This window comes from Xanthomonas sp. CFBP 7698, from assembly GCF_003600855.1.
Lineage (GTDB): Bacteria > Pseudomonadota > Gammaproteobacteria > Xanthomonadales > Xanthomonadaceae > Xanthomonas > Xanthomonas cannabis.
On sequence record NZ_PRDN01000003.1, the window covers coordinates 51,227 to 68,095 of the forward strand.

At 66.8% G+C, this 16,869-nt stretch carries 10 protein-coding genes; 4 read left to right on the plus strand and 6 right to left on the minus strand.

Translation table 11 applies throughout. The features are described 5' to 3' along the window. Positions 1 to 7 precede the first annotated feature (7 nt). The 3 genes from XnspCFBP7698_RS14005 to XnspCFBP7698_RS14015 all read right to left on the minus strand — a co-directional run bounded on the left by XnspCFBP7698_RS14005 (position 8) and on the right by XnspCFBP7698_RS14015 (position 4,304). Positions 8 to 2,518: a TonB-dependent siderophore receptor gene (locus tag XnspCFBP7698_RS14005; protein WP_104579248.1), complete on the minus strand. Its 2,511-nt coding sequence runs from the start codon at positions 2,516 to 2,518 to the stop codon at positions 8 to 10. 223 nt (positions 2,519 to 2,741) lie between these two features. Next, positions 2,742 to 3,785 carry a FecR domain-containing protein gene (locus XnspCFBP7698_RS14010; RefSeq protein ID WP_104579249.1) on the minus strand — a complete coding sequence of 348 codons (1,044 nt, stop codon included), beginning with the start codon at positions 3,783 to 3,785 and terminating at the stop codon, positions 2,742 to 2,744. A gap of 9 nt (positions 3,786 to 3,794) precedes the next feature. Continuing rightward, entirely contained in the window at positions 3,795 to 4,304 is a 510-nt protein-coding gene (locus XnspCFBP7698_RS14015) for a sigma-70 family RNA polymerase sigma factor (protein WP_047693480.1), read from the minus strand. A 210-nt stretch (positions 4,305 to 4,514) separates the two neighbouring features. Here XnspCFBP7698_RS14015 and XnspCFBP7698_RS14020 point away from each other — a divergent pair, with 210 nt between their 5' ends. Together XnspCFBP7698_RS14020 and XnspCFBP7698_RS14025 are read left to right on the plus strand one after the other, a co-directional pair. Then, positions 4,515 to 5,033 carry a hypothetical protein gene (locus XnspCFBP7698_RS14020; protein WP_123137507.1) on the plus strand — a complete coding sequence of 173 codons (519 nt, stop codon included), beginning with the start codon at positions 4,515 to 4,517 and terminating at the stop codon, positions 5,031 to 5,033. Continuing rightward, positions 5,033 to 5,953: an SMP-30/gluconolactonase/LRE family protein gene (locus XnspCFBP7698_RS14025; protein WP_123137508.1), complete on the plus strand. Its 921-nt coding sequence runs from the start codon at positions 5,033 to 5,035 to the stop codon at positions 5,951 to 5,953. Before XnspCFBP7698_RS14020 ends, XnspCFBP7698_RS14025 begins: the two co-directional genes overlap by 1 nt. A gap of 285 nt (positions 5,954 to 6,238) precedes the next feature. On the opposite strand, the gene XnspCFBP7698_RS14030 is transcribed toward XnspCFBP7698_RS14025, so the two are convergent. Both XnspCFBP7698_RS14030 and XnspCFBP7698_RS14035 read right to left on the minus strand, forming a co-directional pair. Then, positions 6,239 to 8,710 (minus strand): hypothetical protein, encoded by a 2,472-nt coding sequence (locus XnspCFBP7698_RS14030; protein ID WP_104579252.1) that lies wholly within the window; start codon positions 8,708 to 8,710, stop codon positions 6,239 to 6,241. A gap of 382 nt (positions 8,711 to 9,092) precedes the next feature. Beyond that, the gene (locus tag XnspCFBP7698_RS14035; protein ID WP_104579253.1) at positions 9,093 to 11,282 is read right to left on the minus strand and encodes a hypothetical protein; all 2,190 of its coding nucleotides are present in this window, start codon (positions 11,280 to 11,282) and stop codon (positions 9,093 to 9,095) included. 282 nt (positions 11,283 to 11,564) lie between these two features. Here XnspCFBP7698_RS14035 and XnspCFBP7698_RS14040 point away from each other — a divergent pair, with 282 nt between their 5' ends. Further along, on the plus strand, positions 11,565 to 13,079 hold the full coding sequence (locus XnspCFBP7698_RS14040; RefSeq protein ID WP_104579254.1) for an acetyl-CoA hydrolase/transferase family protein: 1,515 nt from the start codon (positions 11,565 to 11,567) through the stop codon (positions 13,077 to 13,079). A gap of 505 nt (positions 13,080 to 13,584) precedes the next feature. On the opposite strand, the gene XnspCFBP7698_RS14045 is transcribed toward XnspCFBP7698_RS14040, so the two are convergent. Further along, positions 13,585 to 14,658 (minus strand): 3-deoxy-7-phosphoheptulonate synthase, encoded by a 1,074-nt coding sequence (locus XnspCFBP7698_RS14045; RefSeq protein ID WP_039405138.1) that lies wholly within the window; start codon positions 14,656 to 14,658, stop codon positions 13,585 to 13,587. Positions 14,659 to 15,422: 764 nt separating this feature from the next. Here XnspCFBP7698_RS14045 and yjjJ point away from each other — a divergent pair. Then, on the plus strand, positions 15,423 to 16,808 hold the full coding sequence (gene yjjJ, locus XnspCFBP7698_RS14050) for a type II toxin-antitoxin system HipA family toxin YjjJ (protein WP_199680199.1): 1,386 nt from the start codon (positions 15,423 to 15,425) through the stop codon (positions 16,806 to 16,808). Positions 16,809 to 16,869 lie beyond the last annotated feature (61 nt).

The window sequence follows — 16,869 nt, forward strand, 5'->3', positions numbered from 1 at the left end:
CGGCCCATCACAGTGCGCCGCGCAGGGTCACCATCACGTTGCGCGGTTCGCCGTAATAGCGGCCATTCACGAAGCTGGACAAGGTGGTGTAGTAGCGCTTGTCGAAGACGTTGTTGAGGTTGACCGCCAACGACCATTGCCGATTGAGCTGGTAGCGCGCCAACGCATTCCACACCGCACGGCCGCTGATGTCGGCAGTGGCGGTGCCGATCTGCCGGTACGCCAGGCTTTGCGCGCTCACGCCCCCGCCCACGGTGAAGTCATGCAGCGCTCCGGGCAGCTGGTAGGTTGTCCACACCCGCAGCAGATGCTTGGGCGTGTAGCTGTTGAAACTCTGGCCCTGGCTGCTGACATCCTGCAGATAGGTGGTGCGGTTGAAGGTATAGCCGGCGAACACATTCCAGTCGCGCAGCACCTCGCCGCTCACTTCGGCATCGAGTCCACGGCTGCGCACCTTGCCGCTGTCGGTGTAGCAGAAATCGTTGTTGCGGCAGGTGGGGCTGGTGCTCAGGTCGGCCTGGGCGCGATTCTTCTGCTCGATCTGGAACAGCGCAAAAGCGGTGTTGATGCGCCCATCCAGCCACTCGCCTTTCGCCCCCAGCTCGTAGTTGGTGCCGGTCATGGGCTTGAGCATCTCGCCGGCTTCGGTCTGTGCGTTTTGCGGTTGAAAGATGTCCGCGTAACTCGCATACGCCGACCAGTGTGGGTTCAACGCATACAGCACGCCGGCATACGGCGTGACCTGCCCGGTCTCGCGGGTGTGTTCGATCGATTGCGAGGGCGAGATGCCGGTCGTGGTGGTGTTCCATTGCGTGTCGTGCCAGCTCACGCGCGTGCCGACGATGGCTCTCAACGGGTCGCTCAACTGCCAACGCAAGGCGCCGTACACGCCGAATTCGCGCGCCGTGCCGCGTCGCGCCTCACGCGCATTGGCGAAAATTTCGGCATCGCTGATCGGCCGTACGCTGCGCTGCAGATCGAACACATTGAAGGTCTGGAAATTGTTCTTGTTGCCGTACACGGTATCCACGGTGGTTTCGGCGAAATTGCTGCCCAGCACCAGCTCGTGACGGCGCCCCAATGCGGCGAAGTGGCCGATCAGGTTGGCATCGAAGCCGAACGCATCCGCATCGGAAATCGTGCGTGCCGCCAGCAGCGCGCCAGTGCCGTTTGCGGGTTTGATTGCGCGGCTGGAGCTGGCGAACTTCAGGTCGTGCTGCTCGCGCACCTGCACCGCACTGAGCTTGAACGCCCAATCGGCATTGAAGCGATGATCGACATCGAGGTACAGACCGCGGTTGGATGACGACTGCCGGTTCCACCGCGCGCCCAGATTGGTGTGGCGCGGCAGCCCGATATCGCGACCATCGGTGAAACTGGGCAAACCGCCGAAGAACGGCCGGCCGTCGACCTGTTCGTAGCTCACGCCCAGACTGAGCTGCGTCTGCGCTGAGACCGCGTAATCGAGGGTGCCGTAATACGTCGGCGTGCGCCGCTCGACGCCGTCCACGAATGAGCGCTGATCCTGGTAATCGATCACGCCGCGCGCGCGCAGCGCGCCATCGTCGGTGAGCGTGGCGCTGCCATCGATCAACGCACCGTAGCGGTCCCAGCTGCCGCCTTGCACCATCACGCTCACGCCCGGCACATCCAGCGGACGCTTGCGCACCAGGTTGACCGCGCCACCCGGATTGCCTGCGCCCTGCAGCAAACCCGCTGCACCGCGCAGCACTTCGGCGCGATCGTAGATACCCATGTTGGCGCTGTAGTTGCTGGCCCGCCCGTACATGCCGCGATTGAGCGGCACACCGTCGTACTGCACCGTGGTGATGTCGAACCCGCGCGAATAGATGTACTTGCCGCCTTGCGGGCTCTGCACGATGGTGATGCCGGCGGTGCTGGCCAGCGCGTCGTACACCGAGGTGATGTTCTGCTCGTCCATCAACTGCCGGGTCACCACGCTGATCGACTGCGGAATGTCCTTGAGCGATTGCTCGCCACGCCCGATGCTCACGGCACGCGCGGTATAGCTGCCGGTGCCGCTGGTGGCCGCACTGCGATCGGCCTGCGCGGTTACGGTGATCGTGGGCAGCAACGACGCATCCGCCTGGCTGCGGCCGGCCGGCCGGGCCGGTGCCGGGCGCAGCACATAGCCGCCGGTCTCCAGAGGTACTGCCTGCAGGCCACTTCCGGCCAGCAGCGCACTCAGTGCGGCCGGTGCGGTGTAAGTGCCATCGAGCCCGGCAGTGGTTTTGCCCTCGGTCTGCGCGGCGGTGAAACTCAACAACAGGTTGGCCGAGCCGGCCAGCGTGCGCAGCGCCGGCGCCAATGGACCGGCAGGAATTCGGTGGCGTTGTCGCGCATCCTGCGCGGCGGCGGCGTCTTGCGCCATGGCGGCAGGCATTGCCGTACACAGGGCCAACCCGCACAGCGCGACTGCAACCGCAGCACTGATCGGCCGCCGTGCGGACTGAAACAACGAAGAAAGGGCGCCGCGGCGGCGGGCAATGATCGACATGCTGTTCCCACAAGGTTTGGTGTCGCACTGACACCGTCACCAAGGAGGTGCCGCAACTGCGGCGATCGGGCAGACCGAATCACGCTTTTTTTGATCGGCCACTTGTCATCGGCCTCGCACGGCTGGTTTCCTCAAGCCATCCGCGGCCGACACCGCCATGCACGCGGCCATTTGAGGTGGCCGATTGCCACCCGCGCCATCGCTTCGATCAGCGCGCTGACCTCTAACCGGCAGCCTGCACCGTCACCCAGTAACGGCTGCGCCGGCTCACGCGCACCGGCAGCACGCTGGGCAGCATGGCCAGGATGCGGTCGGTATCGTCCAGCGGAAATACTCCGGAAACCCGCAGCGCACCCACCGCCTTGTCGCAGCGCAACAGGCCGGGGCGATACCGGCTCAACTCGGCGACAAAGACATCCAGGCGCAGTTCGTCGGCAATCAATTGTCCCTGCACCCATGCAGAAGCCTGTGCATCGGCGCTGGTGATCGCGCCAAGCGCGACGGCGGTGAAGCGGCATTGCTGGCCCGCTTGCACACGCCCGGCGTGCTGCGTGGCTGCAAGCGGACGCACGTCCACCGCGCTTTCCAGCACGCCCACCTGGGTGTCGGCCACATCCTGGCGCACGCTAAAGCGGGTGCCCAGCGCACGGATGTCACCTTGCTGCGTACGAACCACAAATGGCCTTGCATCTTGCGCGGCACCCAGCGCATGCGCGGTGGCCACCATGATTTCGCCTTCCAGCAAGCGCACCAGCCGCAGGTGCGCATCGAAACGCACGTCGATGGCGGTATGGGTGTTGAGCGTGATGCGGCTGCCATCAGGCAGCCGCAGCGCGCGGCGTTCGCCGGTGGCGGTGGCGTAATCGGCAGTGGCATGCTGCCAACGCTCGGTGCGCGTGGCCAGCACGCCGGTGGCGCCAGCTACCCCACCCCACAGCAGCACATTCAGCGCCTTGCGCCGCCCCGGCGATGCCTCGCCGTGCTGGCCCGCATACGGCGACAGACTGCGGTACGCCGCCTGTGGCGCCAGCGTCCTCATCCGCCCGGTCACCGATTCGATATGCGCCCACGCGCGCGCGTGGTCCGGATGCGCATCGTGCCAGTGCTGCCACTGGTGCCGCTGCGCATCGCTGACATTGCCGGACATCAGCACCGTCAGCCAGTCGGCGGCCTGGTCGGCGACCTCGGCACTGATCGGCTGGCCACCGGCCAACAGCGGTCGCTGGCCGTCGAGGGGCGGCGCAGCGTCGGAGCCGGTATCAGCCATGCACGACGCTCACGCCGACAACGCGAACAGGCACTGCCGGTTGGCACGTGTGAGGTATTGCTTGACCGAGCTGCTGGACACCCCCAGCCGTTGCGCGATCTGCGCGTAGCTCAGTTCCTGCAGATGCGCCAGCAGGAAGGCTTCCTTCACTTTAGGCGGCAGGCCATCCAATGCCTGATCCAGCTGCTGCATGGCCTCCAGCGCCAGGCAATGCGACTCCGGCGATGGCGCCAGTTCTTCCGGCAGGGCCGCCAGCAGCTCCAGATAGCTGGTTTCCAGCACCTTGCGCCGGTGCCGATGCGCCATCAGCCGGCGCGCGATGGTGGCCAGGAACGGCCGCGGCTCGCGGATCTGGTCGGCCGCACCTGCACTGATCACGCTGATGAAGGTGTCCTGCGCCAGATCGGCCGCGACGAACCCGTCGCCCAACTTGCGCCGCAGCCAGCCCTGCAGCCAGCCATGGTGGTCGGCATACAGGCGCTCCACCTGCTGCTGCAGCGCCGTTTGCGTGACCGACACGGAGACCTCCTGGACGACTGAGCCCGGCGACACGGCGCCTGACGGGAATGAGAATTGCTCTCATTCTATCGAAAGCGGGCAGCAGCTGCAGGTATCCGCTACGACCCGGCTATCCGGCGGGGCGTGCGCATGTTCGATGGATTGAACATTCCGCTGACGAAGCCCTGACGATCGCCATGCTGCACTGCGGTTTTTGCAGGAGGCCCCGTCATGTCCCCCACGCTGCTGCCAGCCGCATTGCTGCCCTCGCAGATCCCGCTCGACGCCGACGGCAACGATCCTGCACTGCCGCCCAGTTTGCCGTTCCTGCATCTGTGGACCGGTCCGGATGGCAACAGCCGCCTCAATCCCTCGCAGTTGCCCGGCTTCGGCAGCAAGAGCGTGGGTGGCGGGGCGGCACCACAGTGGCTGCGGCCGTTCCCGGGCGAAGTGCTCGGCATCCAGTTTGCGGTGCTGCCGGTGGGCTGGGTGGGCGACTGGCACGAGAGCCCGCACCCGCAATGGGTGATCCCGCTGCGCGGCCGCTGGTTTATCGAAACCGGCGACGGCACACGGGTGGAAATGGGGCCTGGCGACATCCACTTCGGCCAAGATCAGGGCACCACCGATCAGCGTGGCCACCGCTCCGGCCAACTGGGCGATGAGCCTTGCCTGCAGATGATGGTGCAATTTGCGCAATCGCCTGGGGCCGCCACTGCGCATCCGTTCGGGCATCCGGCGCCACGTTGATGGATAGCTACTGCCGCGTTCGCGCACCCGGCGCTGCCCAGCCAGCCGATTGCCCGCCACCCACCACACAGCACGCAGCCCTAGCTGCGCGGCTGGGTGACTCGCGCCTGCAGACCCTCTACGACCAGGCCACCTGGAGCGAGGGGCCGGCCTGGTGGCAGGCGCAGCGCACCCTGGTGTGGAGCGATGTGGTGGGCCGCCGTGTGCTGGGCTGGCGCGAGGACGGCGCGGTGGATGTGCTGCTGGATGCGACCGCGTTCACCAACGGCAATGCCGTGGATGCGCAGCAACGGCTGGTGCATTGCGAACACGGGCGCCGCGCCATCACCCGCAGCGACGGCGACGGCCAGGCGCACGTGCTGGTGAGCCGCTTCGAGGGCAAACGGCTCAATTCGCCGAACGATCTGATCGTGGCGCGCGATGGCGCGATCTGGTTCACCGACCCGCCCTTCGGCCTGCTCAAGCCCAGCCAGGGCTGCCCGGCCCCGCAGGAACTGGACCATCACGGCGTCTACCGGCTGCCGCCCAATGGCGGCGCATTGCAATGCATGACCACGCTGGACCACCCCAACGGGCTGGCGTTCTCGCCCGACGAACGCGTGCTGTACGTCTCGCAGACGCCCGAAGGCGGCCCGGGCGAGCCGGAGATCACCGCCTTCGACTGGCACGATGGCGCACTGCACAACCAGCGTCGGTTCGCGGTGGTGCCAGACGGCCTGGCGGATGGCTTCTGCGTGGACCGCCACGGTTGGTTATGGAGCAGCTCCGGCGCCGGCGTGTGCGTCTTCGACCGCGATGGGCAATGGCTCGGCCTGGTGCCGACGCCGGCAACGGCCTCCAATTGCACGTTCGACATGGAGCAGCGGCGGCTGTTCATTACTGGCGGCAGCGCGCTGTGGCTGCTGGAGCTGCCGCAATAAGCCTTGCGAGTCTGGCGATTGCACTGCGCGCGGGCCTCGCCCGTTGTGGCGTGGCGAGAGCTTGCCGGGTTGGCTACCCGCGGGTCAGCGCTTGACCCGGCAACGTTCAGGCAATAAAAAAGCCCGCTTGCAGCGAACTGCCAGCGGGCTTTGCTCCCTCCCCCACGTCGGGATGCAGGATCATAGTGCGCGCCCCGAATCCGACTTGCACGCTGCACTGCAAAACAACACCAGACAGTACAGAACTGGCCGGAGTTTCTTCACGCGGTGATGGCGCTGCGGCGGTCACCGCAGCAGATCGGGCTGAGCCTGATACCACTGCGGGGCGTGCAGCAGATGCCATTCCGGCGTGTCGTTGCGCAGCCCCACTGCCGCACTCAACACACCCCAGCGCGCGAGCAGGCTGCCGCTGCGCTGGCTGCCCTGCAGGCGCAAACGCGCATCCACCTGGAAGCGATCGTTGCGTGCCTGCAAGCGATCGATCACCACGGTCTCGCCTTGCCACTGCGCACGGGCAGTCACTTGTGCCTGCCCTGCATCCACCAGGCGCAACATCCAGTTCGGGATCGAGCGATCGCGTGCGTACAGCGCCATCAAAAACGCCAGATCGCGCACCTGGATGCGCACGCGTCCATCCACCCCGATCGGCTGCCGCCATTGCATGCGCGTGTTCTCCAGCGCGATGCGCGCCCACCAGCCATCGCGCCGTTGTCCATCGGGCCCGGTGAATCCGACATTGCGCAACTGGATGGTGCTGGCATCGAGACTGAATTGCTCCGCACGCAGATCGCCGCGTTGCAGGCGCAGATCGGCATCCACATCCCCGCGCAACGCCAGCCCGGCAAACTGCAGGCGCGCCGCACGCGCGCCGATGCGCAGGCCGCCCTTGCCGATGCGGCCGCCCGGCTCGATCTGCAGATCGCCGCTGAGCACGCCGTTGCCACCGTCGAAACGCAATTGCTGCTGCGGCAGATAGCGGTTGTAGGCACGCAGGTCCGGCACGCGTGCATTGGCAAAGGTCAGGTGCGCACGCGTGGCATCGCGCAGGGTGGTCAGGTTGCGGGCGTCGGCGCGCGTCTGCAGGTCCAGGCGCAGATCGCGGCCTTGCACGAACGGGCGCGCTGGTGACTCGCCATGAGCGATTGAAAACTGCTGCATCTGCAACGCGAGTGCAGGCAGCAGTTGACCGTCTGCATCGGCGTCCACGCGCAGATCGGCACTGGCTTGCCCGTCGATCGCATGCCCCATCACCCCGACATGCGCGCGCACATGCGGCACCTGCAGGCGGCTGCCGGCACCAAGCTGGCCACGCGCGATGCGCAAATCCGCATCCACCAGACCATCGCCTTCCAGCGTGAGCCAGTCCACATCGGGAAACAGCGCGGGGATCCAGCTGAGCGAGGCCAGCTGCCAATGCAGCCGCGCATGCCCGGAGGTGCGCGGCAGCAGGCTACGCATGGATTGCAAGGGCAATTGGCGGCCCTGCACGCGCAGGTCCGCATCCAGCGTGAGCCCGGCATCGGCCGCTTCCGGCATCCGGATGCTCAGACGCATGTTGTCGTCCACCTGCAGCTGCGCAGCCAGCTCGCCCAGCACTGCTGCCGGAGTGCGCGTGCTGTCGTGCAATGGCGCCCGCCAATGCAGCTGGCTACCCGGCTGCAATGCGCCGCGTGTCCAGCGCAGTTCGCCATCGGCACGTCCCTTGCCGGGGCGCGTGGCAACCGTGTGGCGGCCCTGTGCCGTGCGCGTGACATCCAGCGCCGCAGTGTCGCCATGCACGGCCACCAATGCGTCTGTCAGTTGCAACAGCGCAAGCCCGCGCGCCTGATCGGCCGCATGCCGCGCAACGCTGGCTTCGAGCCGCAGCTGACCATTGCGCAGCACTTCGGTCTCGGCCCAGCGCACCCGCGCCTTGTCGAACGCAGCGCGCGACGGAAACACTTCCAGCGGCCCGCCGCGCAATTGCTTGAACAGGCCAAGCTGCAACTGGCCATCGCCCTCGATCTGCAATTGCCGCAGCGACAGCGCGTGCACCTGCTGCGCCTCGATGCGGTCGAATTGCAGGGTCCAGGCAGGCCTGGCGCCTTGGGTGACGGCTGGCGAACTGCTGGCTGAGGTGGTGGGTGTTGCAGTGGCTGATGCAGTTGCTGCTGGCGCCTTGGCCGATGCCGATGTCGCGACCGGCGTCGCGCTTGCTGATGGCGCTGCAGCGTGCGGCGGGCTCGCAATCGCGTGCGACGAAGTGGTTGTTGCGGTTGCGGCCAGGGCGCCAGGGTCAGCGGTGCCCGCCACGGCCGGGCCCGATGTGGGGTCTGGCATCCTGCCTGCCCGCTGCGCCCGCGACGGCGCGGCCGGCCGCGTGGCACTGGCTGCATCCGGAACGCCCGTTGCCGCCTCCAGGCCGGCCCGCACACCTTGCACCTGCAGGTGTGGCACCAGCAATTGCCGTCTCAGCAACGGCAGCAGACGGACCTGCCCACTCATGCGTCGGGCGCTGACATCCCAGCGGTTGCGCGTGGACTGGCCGTGCAGCGTCACGTCCCAGAGCACGAGCCGCCCCGGCCACCAGGTGACTGCGGGCCCCCACTGCATCGCGAACTTGTCCGGCGTGCGATTGAGCGCTGCCGGGCCGAGCGGCGTGTTGAGCAGCAGATTGCCGAGCACCAGGTAGCTGGCATACAACGCGATGGCCACCAGGATCGGCCAACGCAGTGCGGCGGGCGCTGCGCGCCAACGGGCGCGGACGGGCATCGTCATGACGGCAGGCTCCTGAAGACCGCGCACGCGGCGCCGCGCAGTGTGCCAAGCCGGCCGTGAGCACGGCGCGCAACCGCCCCATGTGCCTTATGCGCCTTATGCGCGTGGTGCGCCTCATGCGCGTGATGCGCGTGATGCGCGTGATGTGCTGGGTGTGCTCGATGTTCGGTGTGCTCGGTACTCTGTACTCCATGCGCTGGATGTACCAGCAGTACGACTGTCAGCGAGTACGCCTTGCAGCGGCGCGCAGAACGTCCGGATCGATCGTCGGCCAACCAGCGCCCGCAGCGTGCCGGGCACCCTCCCCCGATCCAGCACCACATCTCCGCGCACCCTGCTGCATCGCTGCAGCGTGCTTACCCGACGGCGCTCACCGCGCTTGTCAGCGCGTGCTCGACGTGCTCTTGGACACCGGTGGCAACAAGCCCGGCTGTTTGTCGTACCACTCGCGTGCGCCGGCTAGATGCCATTGCCGCTGCTTGCCATCGAGCTCGATACCGGCACCCAGCACGCCCCAGCGCAGATACAGATCGCCGCGGCGCTGGTCATCGTCCAGCGCCAGCCGTGCCCGCAAGGACAGACGCGCGTTTTCCGCATGAAGGTCGTCCACCGTCAGTTGCTGCTTGCGCCAGCGCACGCGCCCGGTGGCATCCAGTTCGCCGGAATCCAGCAAGCCCAGCACCCAGCGCGGGTAGTCTGCGCGCTGCGCGAACACCGAGAGCAACGGCGCGATATCGCGCATGCGAATGGCCGCATCGGCATCCACCTGGAACGGTGCGTCGGCCTGGATGGTACCGGCGCCGACCTGCAGTTCGCCCCACCAGTTGGCATCGCTACCATCGTCGCCCACGCGCATATTGCGCAGGCGTACCCGCGTACCGCTGAGGTCGAAGAACTTGTTCTTGAAATCGGCGCGTTGCAGCCTGGCCTGCAACTGCGCATCGCCACGCATCTGCACGCCAGCCACTGCCAGATGCGCGCCCTGCCCCCGCAGATTCGCATGCCCGTTGCCAACGTCGCCAGATGCATTGAGCGCCACATCGCCGGTCAGGCTGCCGCTGCCACCGAGCAGGCGCACGTTGTTGCCGGGCAGGTAGCGGTTGTAGACGGTCAGGTCGGGCACACGCGCATCGCTGAAACGCAGCTGCGCCTTGAGCGTCTCACTCAAGCGGGCCAGTTCGGCATCGCCATGCATCGCCAGCTGCAGATCGCGGCCATCCAGCAAGATCTGTTTCGGCGCGTCGCGCGGCGCCGCCTTGAACGTGGGAATGCTGACGTCCAGATGCGCCTGCGGCGTGGCGGCATCATCGATGCGCCCGTGCGCCTTGGCGATGCCTGCCAGGCGCGTGTCGAATACCTGCGCCACGGCCTCGACACGCGGGATATCCAGGGTGCTGCCACTGGTCAGCCTCCCCTGCGCAAGACGCAGATCCGCTTCGACCAGACCGCCGCCTTCCAGCTGAAACCACGGCTTGCGCACGAACAGCTCGGCGATCCAGTTCAAGGATTCGAACTTCCAGCGCCCGCGCACCTGACCCGACAGACGCGGCAACACCTGCGCCGGTTGCTCGAACGGAATGCTGCGCCCGGCGATCCGTAGATCGGCCTGCAGTTCGCTACCGGTCGTGTCGTCGCGCGGCAGGCGTGCCTGCACGCGGATGTCGCGCGCCACATCCAGCTGCAATGCCAGCATGCCGCGGTCGGTGGCACCGACGCCGGCCAGCAACGGCAGCCGCCACACCGCGTGGCTGCCCGGCTGCAGGGCACCGCGGTCCAGGGTGATGTCGGCCTCCACGCGCGCAGCAGACGGCCCGCTGCGGATATCCACGTGCGGCGCACCGGTATCGATCTTCAGCGCCACCGTCGCGGCCTTCAACTGCAGGCGCGCGTGGGTGATCCCGAGCTTGCGCAGGCCCGGCGCCTGGTCGCGGTAGTGGCGCGGAAACTGGAACTGCGCGTCCACCTCGGCACCGTTGAACACCTGCACACCGTCGTAGCTGACCACCGCGTCGCTGAAGCCCGCTTCGGACGGAAACAGCTCCGACGGCCCGCCCTTGAGTTGCTTCAGGAAGCCGACCGTGCCGTGGCCATTGCCGGCGATCAGTAGCTTGCCCAGTCGCGCACTGCGGATGCTGTTGCTGGTGATCGCATCGAAGCGCAGCGTCCAGCCGGTATCGCCGCGCGGCGGCGGCGGGATGGGCGTGTCGGCGGTCTCCACCTCGGCGCTCAGGCCGGTGGCGTGCAGCCACGGCAGACGCACCTCGCGCCGGAACAGCGGCAGCAGCGCCACCCGCGCATGTGCGCGGTCGGCATGGAAGACGTACACGGTGCGATTGGCCTGCCCGCGCATGCGCACGTTCCAGGCCATCACCTGGCCCGGAAACAGCGTCAGCGCCGGGCCGGTCTGCATGGTGAACTTGTGCGGCTGCCGGTTGGTGGTGGCATCGAACAACGGCGTGTTGAGAAACACGTTACCGGCAAGCAGATACAGCGCATAAAGCACCAGCAACACGCACACTGCAACACGCCACGGCCGGGGCCAGCGCTGGAAGCGATCGCGAACAGAGGGCATGGGCGCAGGCAGGCAGGAATCTGTCACCACTATCGCGGTTGGGCCGGCGGCGACGCGTGAACACTGGACGCGACGCGTGCCGGCAGGTCAGTGGTGCAGCGGGTAGATGCTCCACAGCGAGCGGTGCAAAGCGCGGGCAGCGGTCGCGCTCGCCGGCACTTCCCCTCCGGAAGCGATCGCGAGGACTGCGCCGTGCGCTTGGCCATTGCACCAAGGTCGCACCCCGGCCGCTGCCTGCAGCGGCGATAATCGCGCTCCCCCTGTTGCCGCCGTGCCTGCCCTATGTCCGACGAACGCATCCTGTACGCGCCGCTGCGCGACCGACTGGTGTCTGCCGACGCGGCCGCCGCGCTGATCCAGCCTGGCGAAACCGTGGCCATGAGCGGTTTCACCGGCTCCGGCTATCCCAAGGCCGTGCCGATGGCGCTGGCGCAGCGCATCGAGGCGGCGCACCTGCAGGGCCAACCGTTCCAGATCAAGTTGATGACCGGCGCCTCCACCGCGCCCGAGCTCGACGGTGCGTTGGCCAAGGCCGACGGCATCGCCATGCGCATGCCGTTCCAGTCCGACCCGGACGCCCGCCAGCGCATCAACGCCGGCACGCTGGATTACATCGACATCCATCTCAGCCACGTGGCCCAGCACGTGTGGTTCGGTTTTTACGGACAGATCGACACCGCGGTGGTGGAAGTGTCGGGCATCCGCGCCGATGGCAGCCTGGTGCCGTCCACCTCGATCGGCAACAACAAGACCTGGCTGGACCTGGCCAGCAAGGTCATCGTCGAGGTCAACGATTGGCAGCCGGCCGGCCTGGACGGCATGCACGACATCTACTACGGCACCGCCCTGCCGCCGCAGCGCAAACCGATCCCGCTGCTGCATGGCGACGACCGCATCGGCGAGCCGAGCCTGCGCTGCGACCCGGCCAAGATCGTGGCGGTGGTGCGCACGCATGGGCCTGACCGTAACAGCCCGTTTGCTGCTGCCGACGACAATAGCGAACGCATTGCCGAGCACCTGATCGAGTTTCTGCGCCATGAAGTGCGCAAGGGCCGGCTGCCGGCCAACCTGCTGCCGCTGCAGTCGGGCGTGGGCAATATCCCCAACGCGGTGCTGGCGGGGCTTGCACGCAGCGGCTTCCGCGATCTGGAAGCGTTCACCGAGGTGATCCAGGACGGCATGCTCGCGCTGCTGCGCGATGGCGTGCTGCGGTATGCCTCCTGCACCGGCTTTGCGCTCAGCCCGGAAGGCAACGAAGAGTTCAAGCGCAATATCGCGTTCTACCGGCAGCGCATCGTCATGCGCACGCAGGAGATTTCCAACCACCCGGAGCTGGTGCGCCGGCTCGGCTGCATCGGCATGAACGGCATGATCGAGGCCGACCTGTACGGCAACGTCAATTCCACCCACGTGATGGGCAGCCGCATCATGAACGGCATTGGCGGTTCTGGCGATTTTGCGCGCAATGGATTTCTGTCGATCTTCCTGAGCCCCAGCATCGCCAAGGCCGGCAGCATTTCATCGATCGTGCCGATGGTCAGCCATGTCGATCACACCGAGCACGATGTCTCGGTGATCGTCACCGAGCAGGGCCTGGCCGATCTGCGCGGCCTGACCCCCAAGCAACGCGCGCGCCAGCTGCTCGATCACTGCGTGCACCCGCGCTATCGCGATGCATTGGAAGACTATGTGGCACGCGCCAACCGCGACAGCTACGGCAAGCACACCCCGCACCTGTTGCCCGAGGCATTGGCGTGGCACCAGCGCTGGCTGGACAGCGGCGACATGCTGGGCTGAGAGGTTGCACGTCGATAGACGAGGTAACGCGCAGTGCCGTGGGGCTAGAGCCTGTTCGCCACGGAGATCGATGCGGCCGACTCGACGTGCGCTGCAGTCGTTGATCTGGCAGCGAAAAGCGCCACGGCCGCGGCCCGCGCGGCGAATGCGGGCGGCGGTCTAACGCCTTGCTGGGCGCCATTGCCTGCGGCGGTGTCGTTGCGGTCGGTCAGCGCTTTCGACACTTCATGTCTGCCTGCGCTACGCAGCGACATTCGCAGGCCACGCGCGTGGGCGATAACGGCTGCACCCGCTCGCTGGCGGTGCAGAACGGTGCTCTGGCTCCTGGCTGCCGCAGCGACGGGTCACCAGTGGGTGGTGTTGTTCACCACGCCGGGCCGGCTCCCTGCGCCGGCCCGGCGTTTTTTTTGTCTGGTCTGGTCGCACGGGATTGGATGGGTGACCCCGCCACGTCGTTCGGCGGCAGCGCATTCCCTCAGCATCGGCCCGTTCGCCGGCACCCGGCTCACGCAGCCTCGGCAATCCGCCTTGCGCGGCGTGCGCGCACTGCCGTTGCCAGGCGTTCGAGCACCTGCACCGATGCGTCCCAGCCCAGGCAGCCGTCGGTGATGCTCTGGCCGTAGGTCAGTGCGCAGCCGGGGACCAGTTCCTGGCGGCCGCCAACCAGGTGGCTCTCCACCATCACCCCGACGATGCGCGTCTCGCCACCTTCCAGCTGCAGCGCGATGTCGTCGACCACCTTGGGTTGGTTGTCCGGATTCTTGCCGCTGTTGGCGTGGCTGGCATCGATCATCAGCCGCGCCGGCAGGCCCGACTTGTTGAGCACCTGGCTGGCCGCATCCACGCTTGCCGCATCGAAGTTGGGCACCTTGCCGCCACGCAGGATCACATGGCAGTCCGGATTACCGGCCGTTGCCGCCACCGCGGTGTGGCCGTCCTTGGTCACGGCCAGGAAATGATGCGGATGCGAGGCCGCGCCCACGGCGTCCACCGCAATCTTGACGTCGCCGCCGGTGCCGTTCTTGAAGCCCACCGGGCACGAGAGCCCGGAGGCCATTTCGCGATGCACCTGGCTCTCGGTGGTGCGTGCGCCGATCGCGCCCCAGGCCACCAGGTCGGCGATGTATTGCGGCGAAATGATGTCCAGAAATTCCACACCCGCCGGCAGGCCGAGGTTGTTGATATCGCGCAGCAATCCGCGCGCCACCCGTAGCCCCTTGTTGATCTGGAAGCTGCCGTCCATCTCCGGGTCGTTGATCAGCCCTTTCCAGCCGATGGTGGTACGTGGCTTCTCGAAATACACCCGCATCACGATCTCCAGCGCATCGCCGAACTGGTCGCGTAACGGGCGCAGGCGTTGCGCGTACTCCATGGCCGCCACCGGGTCGTGGATCGAGCATGGCCCGATCACCACCGCCAGGCGGTCGTCGCGCCCGTGCAGGATCTCGTGCAGCGCGGCACGCGAGTTGGTCACGGTGTCGGAGGCGCGCTCATCGCATGGCAGCAGCGACAGCAGCTGCGAAGGCGGTGCAAGGGCTTCGATCTTGCGGATACGCAGGTCATCGGTCACAGGCGGCATAACAGTGTCTCGTTGGGCGGTGTTGCATCAGGGAGCCAGGCGTTGCGGCAACAAAAAAGCCGCCAGTGTGCGCTGGCGGCTTTTCGGGAATGCTGCTGAAGTGTCCTTCAGGGTGAGCGCACTCCTTCCTCCGCCAGCGGCATCGGAAAACCGTAGTACCAAAAATAAAACTGGCTGCGGGGTGCGTTCATGGGGTGCATTGATACCACGCACTTTTGCGCGTTGCCACTGTTTCATCGGCAACGGACGGGCGCGCCGACGCAATCGACAGCTGGCGCAGCAGAGCGGCGGACGCATGGCGCTAACGTACTGGTCAGGGCCGCGTGGTACAAACCGATCGAGGGTGCGGCGGTCGTGCCTTCCGCAGAGCAGCCGTGTCATGCGCTGTTGTGCCGCGTGCCCGGCGCAATGCGATCGTTGCGCGGCATGGAGGTCCACCTGCTCTGAAACCGGACGCGATGAGGGCAGGCTGCGCCAACGCACGGCAGACCCCGCGACGTTCCAGATCAGCTCCCTGCGGCAAGCGGAGACGCACACCGATCTCGCAGCTTCCATCGCTGCATGCGAGTGGCTCGCCTGGCGTTTCTGGCGCTGTCCAGCGCCGTGCAGGCGTTGCGGCTTAGCCCCGAGGCCAGCTCAGGAGCACCGAACGTATCGTTTCATTTTTTATGCACCATCTTCCCCTAAATTTCAAATTATCGATATAAGTCAGTTATTTGCAGCGCCATCCGTCCTAATGTATCGTTTCAGCAATCGTTTCATCGCTGATCCGCATGCCGCAGCCCGATGCCATAGAACGCCTGGTCACCACGTTGCGCATCGACGGCCCGCTGCGCGGCGCCGAACTCGCGGCGCGGTTGGGGGTGAGCAAGGCAACCCTTTCGCGTCTGGTTGCCGCTGCAGGAACGGCGGTGCGGCGCTACGGCAGCGCACGCGCCACCAGTTACATCGCCACGGGCGCGGTGCGCGGTGAGCGCGCCTGGCCGCTCTACCGCATCGACAGCCATGCCCGCGTCGTGGCGCTGGGCCAGCTGCATGCGCTCCATCGCGACCACTTCTTCGTGGAGCTGCTGCAGGACAACCCCGTGCTCCTGCATCCGCCGCTGCATCTGGGCGAGTTCGCGTCGCTGCCCTGGTTTCTGGATGACCAACGCCCGCAGGGATTTCTCGGGCGCAACCTGGCACATCGCATCTCCGGGCCGTTGCGGCTGCCCGAAAATCTCACGCTGTGGTCGCCCAGTGACGCGCTCATCGCACTGCTGTCCGATGGTCACGACCAGCTCGGCGACCTGCTCGTGGGCGAGCAGGCGCTGGCGCGCGCGCTGTCGTCGATCGACCAGCCTGATGACATCGACATCAACGCGCGCCCGCAGGCCTATCTCGCGCAGGCCGATGCCGCACTGCGCGGTGAAGACGTCGGCTCGTCCGCTGCAGGCGAGCAGCCGAAGTTCACCGCGGTGCTGCGCGAAAATGGCGTGTACCGCCCGGTCATCGTGAAGTTTTCCGACCGCATCGATCACCCTGCCGGGCGCCGCTGGGCGGACCTGCTGCAGATGGAGCACCTGGCCAGCCAAGTGTTGCTTGCCGGTGGCATTGCTGCGGCAACGACGCAGCGGCTGCAGGCAGGCGAGCGCGTCTTTCTCGAATCCACACGCTTCGATCGCACACCGACGTTGGGCCGACGCGGTTTTGTTTCGTTGATGGCGATCTACGCCGCGTTCTATGGGCAGTCGGAGCTGGGCACCTGGCGTGCGCTTGCGCCCCTGCTCAAGCGCGACGGTTGGCTGAGGTCGGAAGATGCCGAGCACCTGGAGGTGATCAGCTGGTTCGGCGCGCTCATCGGCAACACCGACATGCATCTGGGCAACGCAGCGCTGATCCTTGCCGACACGCTGCCGTTGCGGCTTGCACCGGTGTACGACATGTTGCCGATGGCGCTGCGGCCGGCATCCAGTGGCGAAATCGTGCCCAGGGACATCGAGATTCCGGCGCCCACGGTCGGGCAGTTTGCGCAGTGGCGGCGCGCCGCAGAGATGGCCGAACAGTTCTGGCAGCGCTGCATCGACGACGACGCCTTGAGCGATCAGATGCATAACATCGCCGCGCGCGCGTTGGCGAGCCTGCGCCGCACCGCGGCGCGTCTTGCCTGATGATGCGTTTGCGCCAAGCGTGCCGCAGCAACGCGCCGCTGCACGCCACGGCAACGAGGCC